This is a genomic window from Pseudomonas sp. H1_D04 (genome assembly GCF_054683855.1).
This window is the reverse complement of sequence record NZ_CP162826.1, coordinates 6,189,199-6,206,166: the sequence shown is the minus strand read 5'-3', so window position 1 is coordinate 6,206,166 and position 16,968 is coordinate 6,189,199. Positions and strand designations below refer to the sequence as shown.

Annotated in this window: 17 protein-coding genes; 14 read left to right on the top strand and 3 right to left on the bottom strand. The window is 62.2% G+C overall.

The window, feature by feature from the left end; genetic code table 11:
* The first annotated feature begins 674 nt into the window (after window positions 1-674).
* From AB4N82_RS28560 to AB4N82_RS28515, 10 genes are read left to right on the top strand one after another with little or no spacing between them, the layout of a single operon-like run.
* On the top strand, window positions 675-1,268 hold the full coding sequence (locus AB4N82_RS28560; RefSeq protein ID WP_032885396.1) for a transposase: 594 nt from the start codon (window positions 675-677) through the stop codon (window positions 1,266-1,268).
* Between the two features lie 60 nt (window positions 1,269-1,328).
* Window positions 1,329-2,912, top strand: coding sequence for a ShlB/FhaC/HecB family hemolysin secretion/activation protein (locus AB4N82_RS28555; RefSeq protein ID WP_095185993.1), 1,584 nt, complete (start codon window positions 1,329-1,331; stop codon window positions 2,910-2,912).
* A gap of 24 nt (window positions 2,913-2,936) precedes the next feature.
* Entirely contained in the window at window positions 2,937-4,736 is a 1,800-nt protein-coding gene (locus AB4N82_RS28550; RefSeq protein ID WP_099601618.1) for a DUF2341 domain-containing protein, read from the top strand.
* 11 nt (window positions 4,737-4,747) lie between these two features.
* Window positions 4,748-5,173, top strand: coding sequence for an ExbD/TolR family protein (locus AB4N82_RS28545; protein WP_016980095.1), 426 nt, complete (start codon window positions 4,748-4,750; stop codon window positions 5,171-5,173).
* Window positions 5,174-5,176: 3 nt separating this feature from the next.
* Complete coding sequence (locus AB4N82_RS28540) at window positions 5,177-5,881, top strand: energy transducer TonB family protein (protein WP_032885393.1); 705 nt, start codon at window positions 5,177-5,179, stop codon at window positions 5,879-5,881.
* Between the two features lie 42 nt (window positions 5,882-5,923).
* Entirely contained in the window at window positions 5,924-7,624 is a 1,701-nt protein-coding gene (locus AB4N82_RS28535; protein ID WP_032885392.1) for a putative porin, read from the top strand.
* 18 nt (window positions 7,625-7,642) lie between these two features.
* Window positions 7,643-8,269, top strand: a complete 627-nt coding sequence (locus tag AB4N82_RS28530; RefSeq protein ID WP_095185991.1) for a DNA repair protein — start codon at window positions 7,643-7,645, stop codon at window positions 8,267-8,269.
* Window positions 8,270-8,289: 20 nt separating this feature from the next.
* The gene (locus tag AB4N82_RS28525; RefSeq protein WP_032885390.1) at window positions 8,290-8,751 is read left to right on the top strand and encodes a YbjN domain-containing protein; all 462 of its coding nucleotides are present in this window, start codon (window positions 8,290-8,292) and stop codon (window positions 8,749-8,751) included.
* On the top strand, window positions 8,748-9,689 hold the full coding sequence (locus AB4N82_RS28520) for a peptidylprolyl isomerase (RefSeq protein WP_032885389.1): 942 nt from the start codon (window positions 8,748-8,750) through the stop codon (window positions 9,687-9,689). The genes AB4N82_RS28525 and AB4N82_RS28520 overlap by 4 nt, the downstream gene beginning before the upstream one ends.
* A gap of 51 nt (window positions 9,690-9,740) precedes the next feature.
* Window positions 9,741-10,718 (top strand): LysR family transcriptional regulator, encoded by a 978-nt coding sequence (locus tag AB4N82_RS28515; RefSeq protein ID WP_122763654.1) that lies wholly within the window; start codon window positions 9,741-9,743, stop codon window positions 10,716-10,718.
* Window positions 10,719-10,769: 51 nt separating this feature from the next.
* Here AB4N82_RS28515 and AB4N82_RS28510 read toward each other — a convergent pair whose 3' ends face one another.
* The gene (locus AB4N82_RS28510; protein ID WP_122763653.1) at window positions 10,770-11,636 is read right to left on the bottom strand and encodes a LysR family transcriptional regulator; all 867 of its coding nucleotides are present in this window, start codon (window positions 11,634-11,636) and stop codon (window positions 10,770-10,772) included.
* A gap of 93 nt (window positions 11,637-11,729) precedes the next feature.
* On the opposite strand from AB4N82_RS28510, the gene AB4N82_RS28505 reads away from it, so the two are divergent.
* Genes AB4N82_RS28505 through AB4N82_RS28490 form a run of 4 tightly spaced genes read left to right on the top strand, consistent with a single transcriptional unit; the run spans window position 11,730 to window position 14,413 of the window.
* The gene (locus AB4N82_RS28505) at window positions 11,730-12,275 is read left to right on the top strand and encodes a DUF4865 family protein (RefSeq protein ID WP_032885386.1); all 546 of its coding nucleotides are present in this window, start codon (window positions 11,730-11,732) and stop codon (window positions 12,273-12,275) included.
* 51 nt (window positions 12,276-12,326) lie between these two features.
* Window positions 12,327-12,917: a histidine phosphatase family protein gene (locus AB4N82_RS28500; RefSeq protein ID WP_032885417.1), complete on the top strand. Its 591-nt coding sequence runs from the start codon at window positions 12,327-12,329 to the stop codon at window positions 12,915-12,917.
* Window positions 12,918-12,926: 9 nt separating this feature from the next.
* Window positions 12,927-13,682 (top strand): precorrin-6A synthase (deacetylating), encoded by a 756-nt coding sequence (gene cobF, locus AB4N82_RS28495; protein ID WP_122763652.1) that lies wholly within the window; start codon window positions 12,927-12,929, stop codon window positions 13,680-13,682.
* A gap of 11 nt (window positions 13,683-13,693) precedes the next feature.
* On the top strand, window positions 13,694-14,413 hold the full coding sequence (locus tag AB4N82_RS28490) for an alpha/beta hydrolase (protein WP_122763651.1): 720 nt from the start codon (window positions 13,694-13,696) through the stop codon (window positions 14,411-14,413).
* A 68-nt stretch (window positions 14,414-14,481) separates the two neighbouring features.
* Here AB4N82_RS28490 and AB4N82_RS28485 read toward each other — a convergent pair whose 3' ends face one another.
* Window positions 14,482-15,036 (bottom strand): DcrB/PsbP domain-containing protein, encoded by a 555-nt coding sequence (locus AB4N82_RS28485; RefSeq protein ID WP_122763650.1) that lies wholly within the window; start codon window positions 15,034-15,036, stop codon window positions 14,482-14,484.
* A 72-nt stretch (window positions 15,037-15,108) separates the two neighbouring features.
* The gene (locus tag AB4N82_RS28480; RefSeq protein ID WP_032885382.1) at window positions 15,109-16,917 is read right to left on the bottom strand and encodes a monovalent cation:proton antiporter-2 (CPA2) family protein; all 1,809 of its coding nucleotides are present in this window, start codon (window positions 16,915-16,917) and stop codon (window positions 15,109-15,111) included.
* Between the last annotated feature and the right edge of the window lie 51 nt (window positions 16,918-16,968).

Below are 16,968 nucleotides of genomic sequence, written 5' to 3'. Positions count from 1 at the left end.
TCCCGATGAGGGTGTGTCAGTTGATGCAGTTGTGACTGACCCACTGCCATCGGGAGCAAGCCCCCTCCCACAGTTTGATCTCCATAGATCAGACAGATAGGTTCTAGCCTGCTGTCCTGCTGTCCTGCTGTCCTGCTGTCCTGCTTTTGCTCTGTTTTTGCTCTGCTTTTGATGTGCTTTTGATCTGGCTCTTACATCCTTTTCGCTGACGAAGTCAGCGGTCTTTTGATCTGCGCTTTTGATCTTGATCTCAGGCGCCCCGTCAAACACGCTGGCCGCACGCAGGCTTGAATCCGTGGGTAACCCGGCAGGACGCCGGGTTAGCCGCGCTGGGCCATGGATGGCCCATCGCGGCGGCCCACGGATTCAAGCCGGAGTGCGGGCACACCGAGCCTAGGCGAGGTGCCGAGTGTTGGGGCGAGAGCCTTTTGCTTACTTTTGGGCTCTTCCAAAAGTGAGTCGCTGTAAGAGCGAAACCCTAAGCGGCCGTTACCCAAATAACGGATATGTACTCACCCCACCACCCCCAAAAAAAACCCAAAAAATGAAGCTTTCATGACAAAAGTTCGGTAGCCAACCCTTGCCCCCGTCTCTCCTGTGTAACGCGCTCAAGAACACCACGAAGGTGTTCTTAAAGCCGCCAGCAGGACGCCAGGAGTGGGGCAATGGGATCTATGGAACGTTATTCAAAAGTCGGCATGCAGGAGCTCGACCAGCGCCTGTCAAAGATCGTCGAAGCCGCGCGCAAGAAGCCGGTGTCGGTCTATCGCTATGGCGCACCCTGGGTATGGATCGTCTCCCAGGACGATTGGCAGGGCGCCGTGAAGGAAGTCTCCAGCTACATCCCCGCAGGCCATTCCCTGGTGCTACTGCGCCCGCAGATCGACGACGTCCTCGACCAGCACCGCGACTGGCTGGTGGCCGAGCCCTCGATGTTGATCGCACCGCAGACCGTGCTGCAGATCCTGCTGCTGCAACTGCTGTACTCGGTGCCCAGCGAACAGCAACTGCACGAACAGCTCAACTACAACCTGCTGTTCCGCTGGTTCGTCGGCCTGGACCTGAACCAGAAGGTCTGGAGCATTCACGTACTCACCCGCGATATCGCCACGCTGCTCAACAACCCTCGTGCGGTACAGCTCATCCAGAAAATCATCGGTGACGTGTTTTGTGGCGCCTTGCTGCACATGCCGGAGTTCTCGCTGAACTTCGCCTTGCTGCACACCTGGCTGGCACGCCACGGCAACACCTCGATCGCCAGCAATTGAGCCGGCCGAACGCCGTGCCAGTGGCGTCGGCGAATACTTATAGAACGTCAGGGGGGCGGTGTGGAGCATCTGTTCAAATCAACGCTGGTGCTGTGCTGCTTGGCGCTGGGGGCCATGGCCCAACCCGCGCTGGCGGAGGACGCAGCGCCGGCACGCAAAGTGGACGTCAACGAGTACTTCGTGCGTGGCAATACCGTGCTTGATGCGGCCACCATCGAGGAGGCGGTGTACCCGTTCCTGGGCCCGCAAAAGACCCTCGACGATATCGAAGGCGCCCGGGACGCCTTGCAGAAGATCTACCAGGCGCGCGGTTACCAGTCGGTGTTTGTCGAGTTGCCGGAGCAGAAGGTCGATGACGGCATCGTCTATCTGCAAGTCAGCGAAACCAAGGTCGGCCGGGTACGTGTGGTCGGCGCCAAGCATTACTCGCCGGTGGAAATCCGCGAGCAAGTGCCGGGCCTGGAGGAGGGCGCGGTGCCGGATTTTTCCACGGTGCAAACCCAGTTGGCCGGGCTCAATCGCAGCGCCGGGCGCCAGGTTACGCCGCTGGTGCGCGAAGGCCAGCGGCCCGGCACCATGGATGTGGATTTGCAGGTGGAAGACCAGAACCCCTGGCACGCCAGTATCGGCCTGAACAACGATTACAGCGCCGACACCGAGAAGCTGCGCTCGGTCGCGACACTGGGTTACGACAACCTGTGGCAACTGGGCCACAGCATCTCCCTGACCTACTTCACCGCCCCCCAGGACACCGACAACGCCAAGGTCTGGTCGGGCTCCTACAGCGCGCCGCTGGATGAGCGCTGGACTTTGCAGTTCTCCGGTTACCAGTCCGACAGCAACATCGCCACCATCGGCGGCAGCAACGTACTCGGTAAGGGCCACTCCTATGGGGTGTCGGCGATTTACAACCTGCCGGCCGCCGGCAATTGGGCCAATTCCTTCTCGTTCGGTATCGACTTCAAAGACTTCGACGAGCAGATGAGATTCGGTTCCAGCAGCGATCAGGTGCCGCTCAAGTACGCGCCGTTCACCCTCGGCTACAACGGCTATCGCTACACCGAACAGTCCCAGTTGGGGTTGGGCCTGAACCTGGTGGTTGGCACCCGTGCGTTCTTTGGCTACGGCAGCGACGCCGAAGAGTTCGATTACAAACGCTACAAGGCCAGCGCCAGTTTTGCCGTGCTCAAGGGCGACCTGAATTACAGCTACACCTTCGCCAACGATTGGCAGTCGGCGTCCAAGGCCGGCTTCCAATTGGCCTCGGGGCCGCTGGTGTCCAACGAGCAGTATTCCGCCGGCGGCGCCACTTCGGTGCGCGGCTACCTGGCGGCCGAACGCACCGGCGACGAAGGCTTGCTGCTGTCCCAGGAGCTGCGCACGCCGTCCCTGGCCAAGTTCCTCGGCAGTTATGTGCAGGAGTGGCGCTTTTATGCGTTCGCCGAAGGCGCGCGCCTGCGTCTGCACGACCCGCTGCCCGAGCAAGAAGACGAATACAGCCTGGCCAGTGTCGGCCTGGGCACCCGCGCCAGTTTGAGCAAATGGTTGTCCGGCAGTCTGGATTGGGGCTACCCGCTGCTCGATGGACCGAACACCCAGAAACAGGATTCGCGACTGCACTTCAGTGTGCAGGCGACGTTCTGACTTTTTCTTCCGGAGACTTCATCCATGCAACGCCTATTTCTGAGCCTGATGATCTGCCTGGGCTTCGCGCTCCCGGCCACCGCCCACGCCTGGTGGCAGGACGATTGGCACTACCGCAAACAGATTTCGGTAGACACCACCGCCCAAGGCGCCGCGATCAATCAGGCCTTGGGCCGTACCGCACTGCTGGTGCGCTTGCACACCGGCAATTTCACCTTTGACGGGGTCAAGGACGACGGCGCCGACCTGCGCTTTGTGAGTGCCGATGACAAGACCGTGCTCAATCACCAGATCGAGAGCTTTGATCCGTTGATGGGCATGGCGCTGATTTGGGTCGACGTGCCCAAGGTCGAAGGCGGCCAGCGCCAGGACATCTGGATGTACTACGGCAACCAGAAGGCCCCGGCCACCGCTAACGGCCAGCTGACGTTTGACCCGAATTACACCGCGCTCTATCACTTTGACGGCGCCAATGCCACGCCGCCACGGGACACCACGGCCTATGCCAACACGGCGCTGAACGCCACCGGCGCGAGCATCGACGGCGTAATCGGCCGCGCCTTGCAGTTCGGCGGCCAGCCGCTGTTGCTGCCGGCCAGCCCGTCGCTGCAACACGCCGCCGGTGGGGCGTTCACCGTCAGCGCCTGGTTGCGTCTGGACCAGGCCAGTGGCGAACAAATCGTCCTGGCCCGTCGCGACGGTGCCCACAGCCTGCTGCTGGGCTTGAATCAAGGCATGCCGTTTGTGGAAATCGACGGCCAGCGCGCTGTCTCGACGCAGCCGTTGAACCCCGGCCAATGGCAGCACTTGGCGTTCACCGCCGAGGGTGAAAAAGTCGCGCTGTATGTGAATGGTCGCGAAACCGCGACGCTCGCCGTCGCATTGCCGGCCTTCAATTCCCAATTCGCCATCGGTGCCGACCTGCCGGAAGCGGGCAGTACGCACTTGCCGTTCGCTGGTGCGATGGATGAGCTGCGCTTGTCCAAAGTGGCGCGCCCGGCCGCGCTGTTGCTGGCTGATGCCAGTGCCCAGGGCGCCGAGTCGAAACTGGTGGCTTACGGGGTGGATGAAGAACAGTCGGGCATGGGCTTCGGCAGCCTGGGCTTTTTGCTCAATGCCGTGCCGGTGGATGCCTGGGTCATCATCCTGGTGCTGGTGGCGATGATGTTCCAATCGTGGGTGATCATGCTGCGCAAGAACCGTCAGGTCAGCCGTGTGAGCAGTGCCAACGAGGTGTTCCGCGAGCACTTCGCGCAGATCGGCACCCGCCTGGAAATGTACGCCGACGACGCGCAACTGGGTGAGCGGCTGACCCATTCCTCGCTGTGGCGCCTGTACCTGGTGGCGGTCAAGGAGATCCGCACGCGACGTGCCCAGGGCGCCGACACCTCATCGGTGTCTGCGGCCACCATCGAAGCCATCCGCTGTTCCATGGACGGCGTGCGCACCCGTGAGAACCAGGCCCTCAGTTCCAAACTCTCGACCTTGTCCAACGCCATTGCCGGCGGCCCGTACATCGGCCTGCTCGGTACGGTGCTGGGGATCATGGTGGTGTTCCTCGGCACGGCCATGGCCGGTGACGTCAACATCAACGCCATCGCCCCCGGTATGGCGGCCGCCTTGCTGGCCACGGCCATGGGCCTGTTCGTCGCGATCCCCGCGCTGTTTGGCTACAACCGCCTGATCACGCGCAACAAGGAAGTCAGCGCCGACATGCGGGTGTTCGTCGACGAGTTCATCACCCGCCTGGCGGAGATGCACGGCGAGAGCCAGCACAGTGAAGCCGCGCACCGTCGCGAACATCACGCATCGGTTCCGGCCTGAGGAGAATCGCCATGGCTTCCGTAAATACCTCCCACGACGATGACGATGATGCCGCTGTCGACAGCATCAACATCACGCCGCTGGTGGACGTGCTGATGGTGGTGTTGGTGATGTTCATCCTCACCGCCACCGCCCAGGTGTCGGGTATCCAGATTCACCTGCCCAAGGCCAGCGCTTCGGTGTCGTTGTCGGAGGCAAAGACCAAGGCCATTTCCGTCAATGACGGCGGCCAGGTGTTCCTCGACGCTTACCCGGTGACCCTCGGCGAGCTGGAAGAGCGCCTGCGCATCGAGAAAGCACTGAACCCGGATTTCCCGGTGATCGTGCGCGGCGACGCCATGGTGCAGTACCAGAAAGTGATCGAAGTGCTCGACCTGCTGCGCCGATTGGAGCTGTCCCAGGTCGGGTTGGTCACCGGCAAACCGAGCCAGGGCTGAGTCATGACTGCACAGATCCCGATCACGCCGTTGCCGGTCAAGAAAACGCCGAAGCTGCGCCCGCTGAAGTGGGGCGCCGGCCTGCTGCTGGCGGCCGTGGCGGCCTGGTTTTTATGGCAGTGGGCCAATGACATGAGTGGCGTACGTCGCGAAGCGCCGAAGGTGCCGACGATTATTCCGTTGCCGCCACCGCCGCCGCCACCGCCTGAAAAGCCCAAGGAACCAGAGCCGCAAGTGGAAGAAAAAATCCCTGAGCCAGTCCCTACTCCAGAACCGGAAGAGGTCAAGCCGGCCGAGGAAGCGCCGCCTTCACCGGCCGATGACCTGGCCAACCCGATGCAGATCGATGGCGACGCCCAGTCAGGCAACGACGGTTTCAACATTGGCGCGGGCAAGGGCGGCGGCATGGCGGGTTCCGGTGGTGGTGGACTCGGTGCCGGCACTTATAAGCAGTACTTGGCCGGGGTGTTTCAACGCCTGCTGCGCGAAGACCCGGAGTTACGCAAGAAGGCTTACACGGTGCAAGCGGACTTGTGGCTTGACGCCGAAGGCGCGGTCACCCGTGCGCAGTTGGCCAAGTCCAGCGGCGATGCCGACACCGATGCCCAGGTCCTCGCGGCCTTGCGTGCGCCCCATGCCACGCAACGGGTGCCGGCCTCGGTGACGATGCCGGTACGCCTGTCCCTCAAGGGTCGGCGTCCAGATTGATCGAATGCTTTTTCAATGGTTTTTTACAGGAGTTGCGTACACATGATTTCCCCCGTGAATCGACTGACCCTGGCGGTTGGCATGGTCATCGCGACCCTGGTCGGCCAGGCGGCGGCTGCTCCGGTTGCCCCTTCGGAAAACGTCACCATCAACCTGATCCGCCTGCTGGTGCAGCAGGGCGTGCTGACCCAGGACACCGCCAACGGCCTGATCGCCCAGGCCGAAAAAGAAGCCTTGCAGGCGCGCCAGGCCAATGCGGCGCCGGTGGTTGCCAGCGGCCCGGCCGCAGCGCCTGGGGATGTGCGGGTGCAGTATGTGCCGCAAGCGGTGCGTGATCAGATCCGTGACCAGGTGAAAGCTGAAGTCATGGCCACCGCCAAGCAGGAAAACTGGGCCCAACCCAACACCTTTCCGGATTGGATCTCACGGGTGAGCTTTGATGGCGATATCCGTTTACGCGACGAATCTCGGTATTTTTCGGGCAAGAACGACGACACCATCACCGACTACGCCAAGCTCAACGATTCGGGCCCGTATGACGTCAATCCTGGCACCAATACGCGTTTCCCGCCGTTGCTCAATACCCGCGAGGACCGTGAGAACCTGTTCCGCCTGCGCGCCCGCCTGGGCATGAAAGCGGTGATTTCGCCGGAATGGACCGCCGGCATTCGCCTGGGTACCGGTTCGGACAATAACCCGGTGTCCACCACCCAGACCCTGGGCGGTGGTTTCGGCAAGAAAGACATCTGGCTCGACCAGGGTTACCTGAGCTGGAAAGCCTCCGACGCGGTGACGCTGACCGGCGGGCGTATCGGCAACCCGTTCTATTCCACTGACATGATGTATTCCAACGACCTCAATTTCGATGGCGTGGCGGCGATTTTCAATCACAGCCTCAACAGCGAGTGGGGCCTGTTCGGCACCCTTGGTGCGTTCCCGGTCGAGTACACCTCCGACACTGCCAGCAGCAACGGCGTCGACAAGCAGGACAGCGAGACCAAATGGCTGTTTGGCGGGCAGATCGGCGCGGACTGGAAGATCAGCCGCAGCAACAAACTCAAGCTGGCCGCCGCGTACTACCAATTCCAGGACATCGAAGGCGAACGTTCCAGCCCGTGCTCACCGTGGGCAGGCCAACCCGGTTGCGACACTGATGGCTCGCGGGTGGCGTTTATGCAAAAGGGCAACAGCGTGTTCAACCTGCGCAACATCACGCCTAACCCGGCCACACCCGGCCTCACGCCGGAGCCGCAATACGTCGGCCTGGCGTCCAAGTTCAATGTGCTGGACCTCAACGCGGTCTGGGACAGCGAGTTGCCCAGCGACTTGAAGCTGCGCAGCCAGGGCAACTTCATTCACAACCTGGCCTACGACAAGGGCGAAATGCTCAAGCGCAGCGAAGGCCAGATCGTCAACAACCTCAACAGCGACGGCCAGTTTGAAAGTGGCGGCAATGCCTTGATGGTCTCGTTCACCCTCGGCAGCGCGCTGGAGATGCGCAAGCGTGGCGATTGGAACGTGCTGGCCGGCTACAAATACATCCAACCCGACGCCTTGCCCGACGGCTTCAATGACTCCTCGTTCCACCTGGGCGGCACCAATGCCAAGGGCTATTTCATTGGCGCCAACTACGGCATCGAAAAGAACATCTACGCCAGCGCACGTTGGTTGAGCGCCTCCGAAGTCTACGGCCAGCCGTTTGAGGTGGATGTGATGCAACTGGAACTCAACACGCGCTTTTGATGCGCAGGGAGATGCCACATGAACACGCGAATCTGCGGGCTGTTGTTGCTGTTCGTCGCCAGCGGCGCTTGCGCCGAAGGCATGGAGGAACGCCTGCGTACCCAACTGCGCAGCACTACCCAGCAATTGCAGGCGTTGCAAAGCGAGCAGGCCCAGGCCAGTGCCGCGCGCATCGCCGCCGAAACCCAGGCCAAGCAGGCCCAGGCCCAGATCAAGCAGTTGACGGCTGAGCTGGAAAAGACCCGTGGCCTGGCCGAGCAACTGGCCGGCCAGCAACAAAGCCTGCACAGCCAGGCGCAAGCCCAGGTGAATGCGAGCAACGAGCAGATTGGCAAGTTCAAGAAGGCCTATGACGAGTTGCTGGTGCTGGCCAAGGGCAAGGAAACCGAGCGTGCGCGGTTGCAGGCGCAATTGAGCGAACGTGACACACAAGTGCAGCAATGTTCAGTCAAGAATCAACAAATGTACGGCGTGGCCCAGCAGTTGCTCGCGGCCTACGAAAAAATCGATGTGGCTGAGGTGATGAGTATTCGCCAGCCGTTCGCCAGCAGCGCGCGGGTCAAGTTCGAGGAACTGGCCCAGGGTTTTGGCGACGATTTGTACAAGAGCCGTTTTGATGCGCCCCAGGCGGGCGTCACCCACTGATCGACAAGGAAGAACAGACCATGAGCGAATTGATCACCAGCGTTAGCGTCCAGAGCCTCACCGAGCTGTTGCAGGAAGCCGGCTACCGGGTCAACCAATCCGAACAGAACGGCATCGTGCAGTTGCTCAGCGCCAGCCAGGGCATCGGCTTTGCCGTGCGCTTCGGCAACCCGGCGGCCGAGCAGGGCAGCTATGTGGACTTCACCTACAGCTGCGCGCTGCGGGTCCAGGGCGAATTGCCCGAAGGCTTGGCCCAGGTGTGGAATGCCTCGCGCCGTTTTGCGCGGTTGTCGGTGCAGGGTGAATTCCTATTGATGGAAATGGACGTGGTGGTGGCCGGCGTTGGCGCCACGCACCTGCGCAGTCAGTTGGAATTGTGGGACCGTCTGTTGCAGGAATTCATTGTCTACCTGCGTGAATACAGCCAGCACGCGGCGCAATTGCAGGCCGCTGCGGTTGGGGAAGAGGCGCCTGTCCTGTGAAAAAGCCGACACTGATGGTCGGCGCGGGCGCGTTGGCCCTGCTGGTGGTGGCAGTGGCGTTGAGCCTGCGACCGGGCAGCGACCCGGTGGCGGCGCAACAACCGGCGCCGGTGATCAGCCCTGCGTCAACCGGGCCGGCGGTTGCGCGCCTGGGCAACCAGCAGATCGATCTGCCGGAACTGAAAAACGTGCTCGCCAGCCTGCCGGCTGAATCCCGCGAACAATTGCGTGGCAACCGTGGCGCCCTGGAAACCTGGATCCGCTCGCGTCTGGCGCAAAAAGCCGTGCTTGAACAGGCCGACGCCCAAGGCTGGCGCCAGCGCCCGGAGGTGGAGCAACAGACCCGCGCCGCCACCGAGCAGATCGTGTTTCGCGACTACATGTTGTCGGTCAGTAAAGTCCCGGCCGATTACCCCAGCGCCGCCGAATTGCAACAGGCCTACGACAGCGGCAAGGCGCAATGGGTGACGCCGCCGTTGTACCGGGTGAGTCAGATTTTCCTCGCCGTGAACGACCCGCAAACCCTCGATGCCGTGCGGCGCCAGGCCCAGGAGTTGAGCCGCAAGGCCCAGGCCGCGCCAGCCGATTTTGCGGCCTTGGCCACGCAGTTTTCCCAGGACCCGGACAGCGCCGCGCGCGGAGGTGATTCGGGGATGCAGCCGTTGCAGCAACTGGTGCCGCAAGTGCGCGAGGCGGTGTCGCGACTCAAGGTCGGCGCGGTGTCGGACGTGGTGCAGAGCCCGGCGGGGTTCCATGTACTGAAGTTGATCGGCCAACAACCGGCGCGCACCGCCAGCCTCGATGAGCTGCGTGAACGCCTGACCCAGGCCCTGCGTGCCCAGCGTCAAGAGCAGATCGCCAAGGCTTACCTTGAAGGCATGCTCAACACCGCGACCTTGAGCATCGACGGCGCCGAGTTGAACAAAGTATTGGAGTAATACCCGTCCACCCGCATTGGATGCCCAGACCAACAAGACAGGGAGTCTCAAATGGCATTACTGGAACCGTCCGGCCCTCAGGGCACCGCCGCCTATCCCGCGGCGGCCGAGCCGCGCAGCCATTGGCTGGCCCTGGCCCATGAGATTGACCCGGAGGTGGCGCGCTACTTTCTGGTGAGCGCGCGCTGCGGCTGCTTTATGCAGGCGGCGCGCAGCCTGAACATCAAGGCGACGCTGCTGCGCAAGCGCCTGGCGCAACTGGAAGAGCACCTGCGCCACGTGTTGTTCAGTTACCAGGGCAATGGGCTGGTGCTCAGTCGGGACGGCCAGCAATTGCAGGCGCAACTGATCGCTCTGGCCCATGAACGACGCCTGCCGGTGGTGGAACAGCCGCTGATCCGCGTGGCGGTGGCCGAACCGATCCTGCATGACATCCTCGGCCGCGATTTGATCGCCTTGCTGCGCCGCAACGCCAGCGTGCGCCTGGAGATCATCTCCATCGACAGCCAACTGTCCCTGCAAGCGGTGGACGTGGATGTTGTGGTGTGGCTGTCGGACAGCGACAGCCCGATGCCCGGCCCGGGCTTTGTCACCGAACCGCCAAGGGCCCTGGCGCGCCTGCAGTACTTGCCGCACATTGCCAAGCGCTACTCGCGGCTGACCACGCGCCCGGACAGCGTGGAAGACCTCGCTGACTACATGCTGGTGCAATGGCAACCCGATGCGCAGGTCGAGGCCTTGCAGCCATGGAACCACGTGGTGGAGCAGCGCCTGGCCGCCGTGGTGCAGGTGCATGCGTATTCGCTGATGCTGGAGATGATCCGCTGCGGCGCCTGCATCGGGTTGCTGCCGCACTACATGAGCAGCTTCGACCGAGGTCTTGTGGCTTTGCCGGGGTTGTTGGCCGAAAACATGCAGCGCCAAGTGTGGCTGGCGGTGAATGCACAGGTGCAGGATGCCGAGGCGGTGCAGATGATTGTGGCGTTGATCGTCAGCACCTTCGAAGGCCGCCGCGAGTGGTTTGATTGACTGCACATGTTCAATGAGATGGCCCGTAGCAGAGGAATTGCGGGGCTGGTTTCACCGTTGCAGCACACCACGAAAGGTTGCGCTCAGGGCGCGCAACGTTTCCCTGGAGCGTGCGTCACTGATACGGCTGTAAAGCACCACTTCACTGACGGGCAACGCCGGCAACCCATATTGCTCGCTCACCTCCACCGCGCCAGCGGGTGCCACGCGGTGGGCGAGGGCGGCGACGCCGAGGCCGGCGCTGACTGCCGCACCCACGGCCATCACACCGCCGCCGACGAATACTTCGGTCCAGTCGATGCACGCCGCATCCAGTGCGCGTGTGGCCAAGTGGCGAACGCCGCAGGGCGCGGCCATGGTCGCCATGCGCAGTGGCGTGCCGGCGCTGTGCTGCCAGGTGGGCGCGGCGAACCAGCCAAAGCGTTCCACCACCAAGACTTCGCCGTCCTGGCGGTCGCCCTCGTTGCGCACGATGACCGCGTCCAGCTCGTTGCGATCGAAGGCCGCGACCAGGTCGCGGGAGGAGGCGATGCGCACTTCGAGGATCACCAAAGGGTCATAGGCGGCCAGGCGGCTGAGCCAGGCCGGCAAGTCCGGGCCGGCGACATGGTCGCTGATGCCGATCACCAGGCGACGCGGTGCGTGGGTGCCCATGTCGCCCAGCGCGCGTTCATGGGCGATGAGCAGCGCACGCGCGGCCACGATGAACTGCTCGCCCTGGGGCGACAGCCGCACATGCCGTGGCGTGCGCTCAAGCAGACGATAGCCGAGGCGCTCTTCAAGGCGCTTGAGCTTAAGGCTGATCGCGGCCTGGGAAGTGTCGAGGGCCTCGGCGGCACGGGTGAAACTGCCGAAATCGGCCACCAGTACGAAGGCGTGCACGGTGTCGATGTCCAGAGGTTTGAGCGCGTCAGTCATATCAAATCCTTATCGCACCTATATTCGGTCATATCTTGTTGAAATCATCGCGGATGCGCAAGCTGATACCTCATCTTGCCTGGGAGCTTCCTGATGTTCGCCAAACAGTATTCACACCGCTTACCCGCCGATTACGACATGAACGTGATTCGCCGACGTGCCACGCAGTTGGGGCCGTTGTGGGATCACGCTGAAGGGTTGCTGTTCAAGGCGTTTATCGCCCAGGAGACTGGCGGCAATGTGTATTCCTCGGTGTACCTGTGGGCCGACCCGTTGCAGGCCGCTGACTTTTTGCTGGGGGAGCGTTTCCAGAAAGTGCTCGACAGCTTCGGTCGTCCGCATATCGAGAGTTGGCTGCCGCTGGATGTACAACGTGGCCCGGCGCAGAACGCGCTGAGTCTGTATCGGGAGGAACGGCCGCTGGCGCCTGGCGTGGACCGCGCGGGCATCTTGGCCGATGAGAAACGACGGAATCAGCAGTTGGCGGATAGCAACGACACGTTCGCGGTGTTCCTCGCGCTGGACGTACAAGCGTGGCGCTTGGTGCGGTTTACGCTGTCGGCCAAAACGTTGGATGCCGAGCACCCAGGCACGGGCTACCAGGTGCTCTATCTGGCACAAGGCGTTGCGCCCCAGTGATAACTGCGCCAGTCTTGGTGGCCTTAATCCTTGTCGTTGAAACAATCCGTGATCCAGGCCACCCGTTTGACACTCATCTGCCATGCCGCCACGCCTCTGCAAAAGCGCGGGCGTTTTCCGGACGACGAGGCGGTGGCGATGGATTGGCATGGCGCGGCGCTGTCCCTCGCCGGGCGTTATAAGAAACCCCGGCGTTTGTTGTGCGGGCCGGAAGTGCGTACACGGCAGACAGCCGGCTTGTTCGGCGATGACGCAGGAATCGAAGACGCCCTGCGTGACGCGGATTTCGGCCAGTGGAAAGGCCAGGCCATCAGCCAACTGAATGGCGATCAGTTAAACACCTGGCTCACTGACAGCACGTGCGCACCCCATGGCGGCGAGTCGGTGGATGACGTTTGCACACGTGTCGCGCAGTGGATGAAATCCCTCGAAACCCAACCCGGCCATGTGGTCGCCATTACGCACCCCTTTGTGATCCGCGCCGCACTGCTGTACGTCATGCAGTTCCCGCTGTCGATGTTCTACCTCATCGACGTCGAAGCGTTGTCGGCCACTGAACTTCGCTTCAACAAGGTCTGGCGCTTGCGCCTGGAAACTCACGCCCAGGCGCGTGAACATGGCAAAATCCACGCCCCGCAATGAGAGCAACCCATGAAACGCATCCTGATCATCGGCATTGGCGCCGGCAACCCTGACTACATCACGATGCAGGCCGTGAAGGCGCTCAACCGCACCGACGTGTTTTTCTTGATGGACAAGGGCCAGAGCAAAGACAAGTTGATCGACCTGCGCCGCGAGATTTGCGAGACCTACATCACCGAGCCCGGCTACCGCTTTGTCGAGGCCGATTGCCCCGAGCGTGTACGCGGTGAGATCGACTACACCACCGCGGTGCAGGACCTCAACCGCGACAAGCAGCAGACTTTCGAGCGCATGATCAATGAGGAAATGGCCGACGGTGAAGTGGGCGCTTTCCTGGCGTGGGGCGACCCGGCGCTGTACGACAGCACCATTCGCATCTTGCAGGCGATCCTGGCCACTGGCCGGTGCACGTTCGAGTTTGAAGTGATCCCCGGCATCACCAGTGTTCAGGCCTTGGCGGCCCAGCATAAGGTGGCGCTCAACCGCATCGGCAAGTCCGTCGAAATCACCACGGGACGCCGGCTGGCGGCAGGGCAGGCCAGCGATGCCGACACCCTGGTGGTCATGCTCGACGCGGAAGATTCCTACCGCACGGTGGCGGATCAAGGCCTCGATATTTACTGGGGCGCCTATCTGGGCACGCCTGATGAAATCCTCATCAGCGGCAAAGTCAGCGAAGTGGCTGAAGAGATTGAGCGGGTGCGCAAGGCGGCGCGCCTTGAGAATGGCTGGATCATGGACACCTATTTATTGCGTAAACCCTGAGGTCATTTCCCATGCTCAAACTGTTTGCCCTGGCGCTGACCCTGATGGCTGGCGTTGCTCACGCCGATTCCGAGTTGCACACCGATTTGCCGCTGGCGTACCTGGAACAGACCCAAAGCGATGCGCGCAACGAGCCGCTGGTGATTTTCCTGCACGGGTTCGGCAGTAATGAGGAGGACCTGTTCGGGATCAAGGACGCGCTGCCGTCCACCTGGACCTACCTGTCGGCGCGCGCGCCGATGCCGGTGGAGCCCAATGGCTTCCGCTGGTTTACCAAGACGCCGGGGGACGGCGATTACGATGGGGTGACGGCCGATTTGCAGAGCAGCGCTGCGCTGATCAGGGACTTTGTCGGCAAAGCCACCGTCAAGTATCACACCCAGCCTGACCGGGTGTTTTTGGTAGGTTTCAGCCAGGGCGCGATCATGACGTATGAGGTGGCTTTACGTGACCCGCAGTTGGTGCGCGGCATCGCGGCACTGAGTGGCAGCCTGCTGCCGGTGCTCAAGGCTGAGCTCAAGCCGGACGAACGTCTGGGCAAGCTGGCGATCTTTATCGGTCATGGCACCTTGGACCAGGCGCTGCCGTATGCGTCGGCGACGCGGGCGAATGAGGTGTTGGTGGGGCTGGGGTTGAAGCCGGAGTTTCATGGCTATCCGGGGATGAACCACACCGTCAGTGAGACGGAAGTGCAGGATCTGAAGGCCTGGCTGGAAACGAATTTGAAGTGAGCGCGTTGAACAAATGTGGGAGGGGGCATGCCCCTTCCACTCTTGATTGGCGTCGTCAGGACTGCTGGTTACTTGCCGCCAGTGATTTGTTTCACCAGTTCAGCATGTCCTTTTGCATCATCGGCCCGTGAAATCGCCTGGATCACCAGCAGGTGATTGCCTGAACCGCCGAGGAATGTGGAGTTCAAGGTTTTACCGCCGCCTTGGGTGGCGGTGCTGTCTACCTGGCGCAGGCCTAGGCCCTTGAAAGTCAGTTTTTTCTCACTTTGTTTTTTGAAGTCGGGCAGGGCGGCGCTCTGGTCCTTGACGAAGCCGGCCACGGCGCCGTCGAGGAATTGTGGGTCGTTGTCCTTGATGTTCACCCCGTCGTTACGCACGGTTTCGGCGACGATCACTACACTTTTCGTGGTCTTGTTAGCGTACATCGTGCCTTGGGTGTCGGCAGTGCCATCCTCGGTCTTGCCCGGCGGCAGGGTGTCGGCGGTGTAGGCCTTGGGCAGGCTGAAGGTGAACTTGCCGCCCAAGGTGGAGATGGTTTGCACGGTCGGCTTGGCAGCGGCGAATACGCTGCCGGCGGTAAGCGCGAGGGCCAGCAGGGCGGCGGTCTTGGTGAAAGTGGCCATGAAGCGCTCCAGGGATGAACGAAATTGCGCCGTATTCTGTCAGAAAATTCGCAAGAACGTTCATCGCTAGCCTCACACCTTGTCGGACTCTTCCTCAAGTCTGTCCATCTCAAACAGTCGCGCCAGTTCCGTACGGGCTTCCTGGGCGGTCTGCATCACTTTGGCTGCGTCGTCGTACACCGCGTGCTGGGCAGCGAGTACTTGCAGGTCGTGGTTCTTGAACCGGTTGATGCGCGCATCAGCTTGGGCTTGGGTCAGCCCCAGACCTACCAGGGTGCGGCGGCTCATTTCCAGGCTGGAGTAGAACGTCTCGCGAACGGGCGAGGCGTCCAGGTCCACCAGGCGGTGCACATGCTGGCGGTTACGTGCGCGGGCGATGATTTTCATGTGCGGGTAGAGGGTGCGCACCAGCTCGGCGGTCTTGATGTTGATCTCCGGGTCGTCCATGGCGATCACAAAGAACTCGGCCTGGTCGACCTTGGCCGCGTGCAGGATCTCGGGGCGCTGCGGGTCGCCGTAGAACACCGGCATGCCGCCGAAACTGCGGGTCAGTTCGATGGTTTCCACCGAGGTGTCGAGGGCGATGAACGAGATGTTCTGGGCGCGCAGGATCCGCGCCACAATCTGGCCCATACGGCCCATGCCGGCGATGACCACACGCGGGGCATCGCTTTCGATGGCGCGGTACTCCTCGGGCACTTCCACCGGCTTGACCTTGGGCTTGAACAGCTTCGGGCACACCAGCAACAGCAGCGGCGTCACGGCCATGGACAGGGTGATGGTCAGCACCAGGATGTCGTAGAGATGGGGTTCGAACAGGCCCTGGTCGCGGCCGATCTTGAACACCACGAAGGCGAATTCACCGCCGGCGGCCAGTACCACGCCCAGGCGCAGGGCGCTTTCGCGATTGAGGTCGCCCACCATCCGGCCCACGGCGTACAGCAGCGGTAGCTTGAGACCGATCAACAGCAGGGTCAGGCCGATCACTACCAGGGGCGAGCTGAGCAACAGGCTGAGGTTGGCGCCCATGCCCACGCTGATAAAGAACAGTCCCAGCAACAGGCCCTTGAACGGTTCGATCTGGGATTCCAGTTCGTGGCGGTATTCCGAATCCGCCAGCAGCAGGCCGGCGAGGAAGGCGCCGAGGGCCATGGACACGCCCACCAGTTCCATCAGCCAGGCTGTGCCGATCACTACCAGCAGCGCGGTGGCAGTGGACACTTCGCGCAGGCCAGTCTTGGCGACGATGCGAAACACTGGCCGCAGCAGGTAGCGCCCGCCAATGATCACCACAGCGATGCTGCCGAGGATCTGCAGGACGTGTTGCACGCCCTGGGCTTCGGTGGTCGGGTGGTCGCTGCCGGCCAGCAGCGGCACCATGGCGATCAGCGGGATCGCCGCGATGTCCTGGAACAGCAGGATGGCAAACGCCAGCCGGCCGTGGGGCTGGTTGAGCTCCTTGCGCTCGGCAAGGCTTTGCAGGCCAAACGCGGTGGACGACAGCGCCAGGCCCAGGCCCAGCACGATGGCGCTGTTCCAGGCCTGGCCAAATACCCAGAGCGCCACTGCGGCCATGACCAGCCCGGTCAACAGCACCTGGGCCAGGCCGACACCAAACACCGCCTTGCGCATCACCCACAGTCGCTTGGGCGACAGTTCCAGACCAATGATGAACAGCAGCAACACCACTCCCAGCTCCGAAAACTGCGCCACGCTTTGCGGGTTGCCTATCAGGCCCAGCACCGATGGACCAATGATCACACCAGCAAACAGATAGCCCAACACCGCGCCCAATTGCAGGCGCTTGGCCAGGGGCACGGTCAGCACGGCCGCGAGCAGGAACACCACGGCTGCTTGTAACAGGTTGCCTTCATGGGGCATTGCGAACTCCAGGATCTTCAAAACCAGTCATCAGGCGTGTATTAGAGCGCT

Excerpts from the sequence above, each read along its gene's own strand:
- AB4N82_RS28505 (WP_032885386.1), top strand. The coding sequence starts at position 11,730 with ATGTTCGCCAAACAGTATTCACACCGCTTACCCGCCGATTACGACATG.
- AB4N82_RS28540 (WP_032885393.1), top strand. The coding sequence starts at position 5,177 with ATGACTGCACAGATCCCGATCACGCCGTTGCCGGTCAAGAAAACGCCG.
- AB4N82_RS28560 (WP_032885396.1), top strand. The coding sequence starts at position 675 with ATGGAACGTTATTCAAAAGTCGGCATGCAGGAGCTCGACCAGCGCCTG.
- AB4N82_RS28490 (WP_122763651.1), top strand. The coding sequence starts at position 13,694 with ATGCTCAAACTGTTTGCCCTGGCGCTGACCCTGATGGCTGGCGTTGCT.
- AB4N82_RS28530 (WP_095185991.1), top strand. The coding sequence starts at position 7,643 with ATGAACACGCGAATCTGCGGGCTGTTGTTGCTGTTCGTCGCCAGCGGC.
- AB4N82_RS28550 (WP_099601618.1), top strand. The coding sequence starts at position 2,937 with ATGCAACGCCTATTTCTGAGCCTGATGATCTGCCTGGGCTTCGCGCTC.
- AB4N82_RS28485 (WP_122763650.1), bottom strand. The coding sequence starts at position 15,036 with ATGGCCACTTTCACCAAGACCGCCGCCCTGCTGGCCCTCGCGCTTACC.
- AB4N82_RS28535 (WP_032885392.1), top strand. The coding sequence starts at position 5,924 with ATGATTTCCCCCGTGAATCGACTGACCCTGGCGGTTGGCATGGTCATC.
- AB4N82_RS28510 (WP_122763653.1), bottom strand. The coding sequence starts at position 11,636 with ATGACTGACGCGCTCAAACCTCTGGACATCGACACCGTGCACGCCTTC.
- cobF (WP_122763652.1), top strand. The coding sequence starts at position 12,927 with ATGAAACGCATCCTGATCATCGGCATTGGCGCCGGCAACCCTGACTAC.
- AB4N82_RS28545 (WP_016980095.1), top strand. The coding sequence starts at position 4,748 with ATGGCTTCCGTAAATACCTCCCACGACGATGACGATGATGCCGCTGTC.
- AB4N82_RS28515 (WP_122763654.1), top strand. The coding sequence starts at position 9,741 with ATGGCATTACTGGAACCGTCCGGCCCTCAGGGCACCGCCGCCTATCCC.
- AB4N82_RS28480 (WP_032885382.1), bottom strand. The coding sequence starts at position 16,917 with ATGCCCCATGAAGGCAACCTGTTACAAGCAGCCGTGGTGTTCCTGCTC.
- AB4N82_RS28525 (WP_032885390.1), top strand. The coding sequence starts at position 8,290 with ATGAGCGAATTGATCACCAGCGTTAGCGTCCAGAGCCTCACCGAGCTG.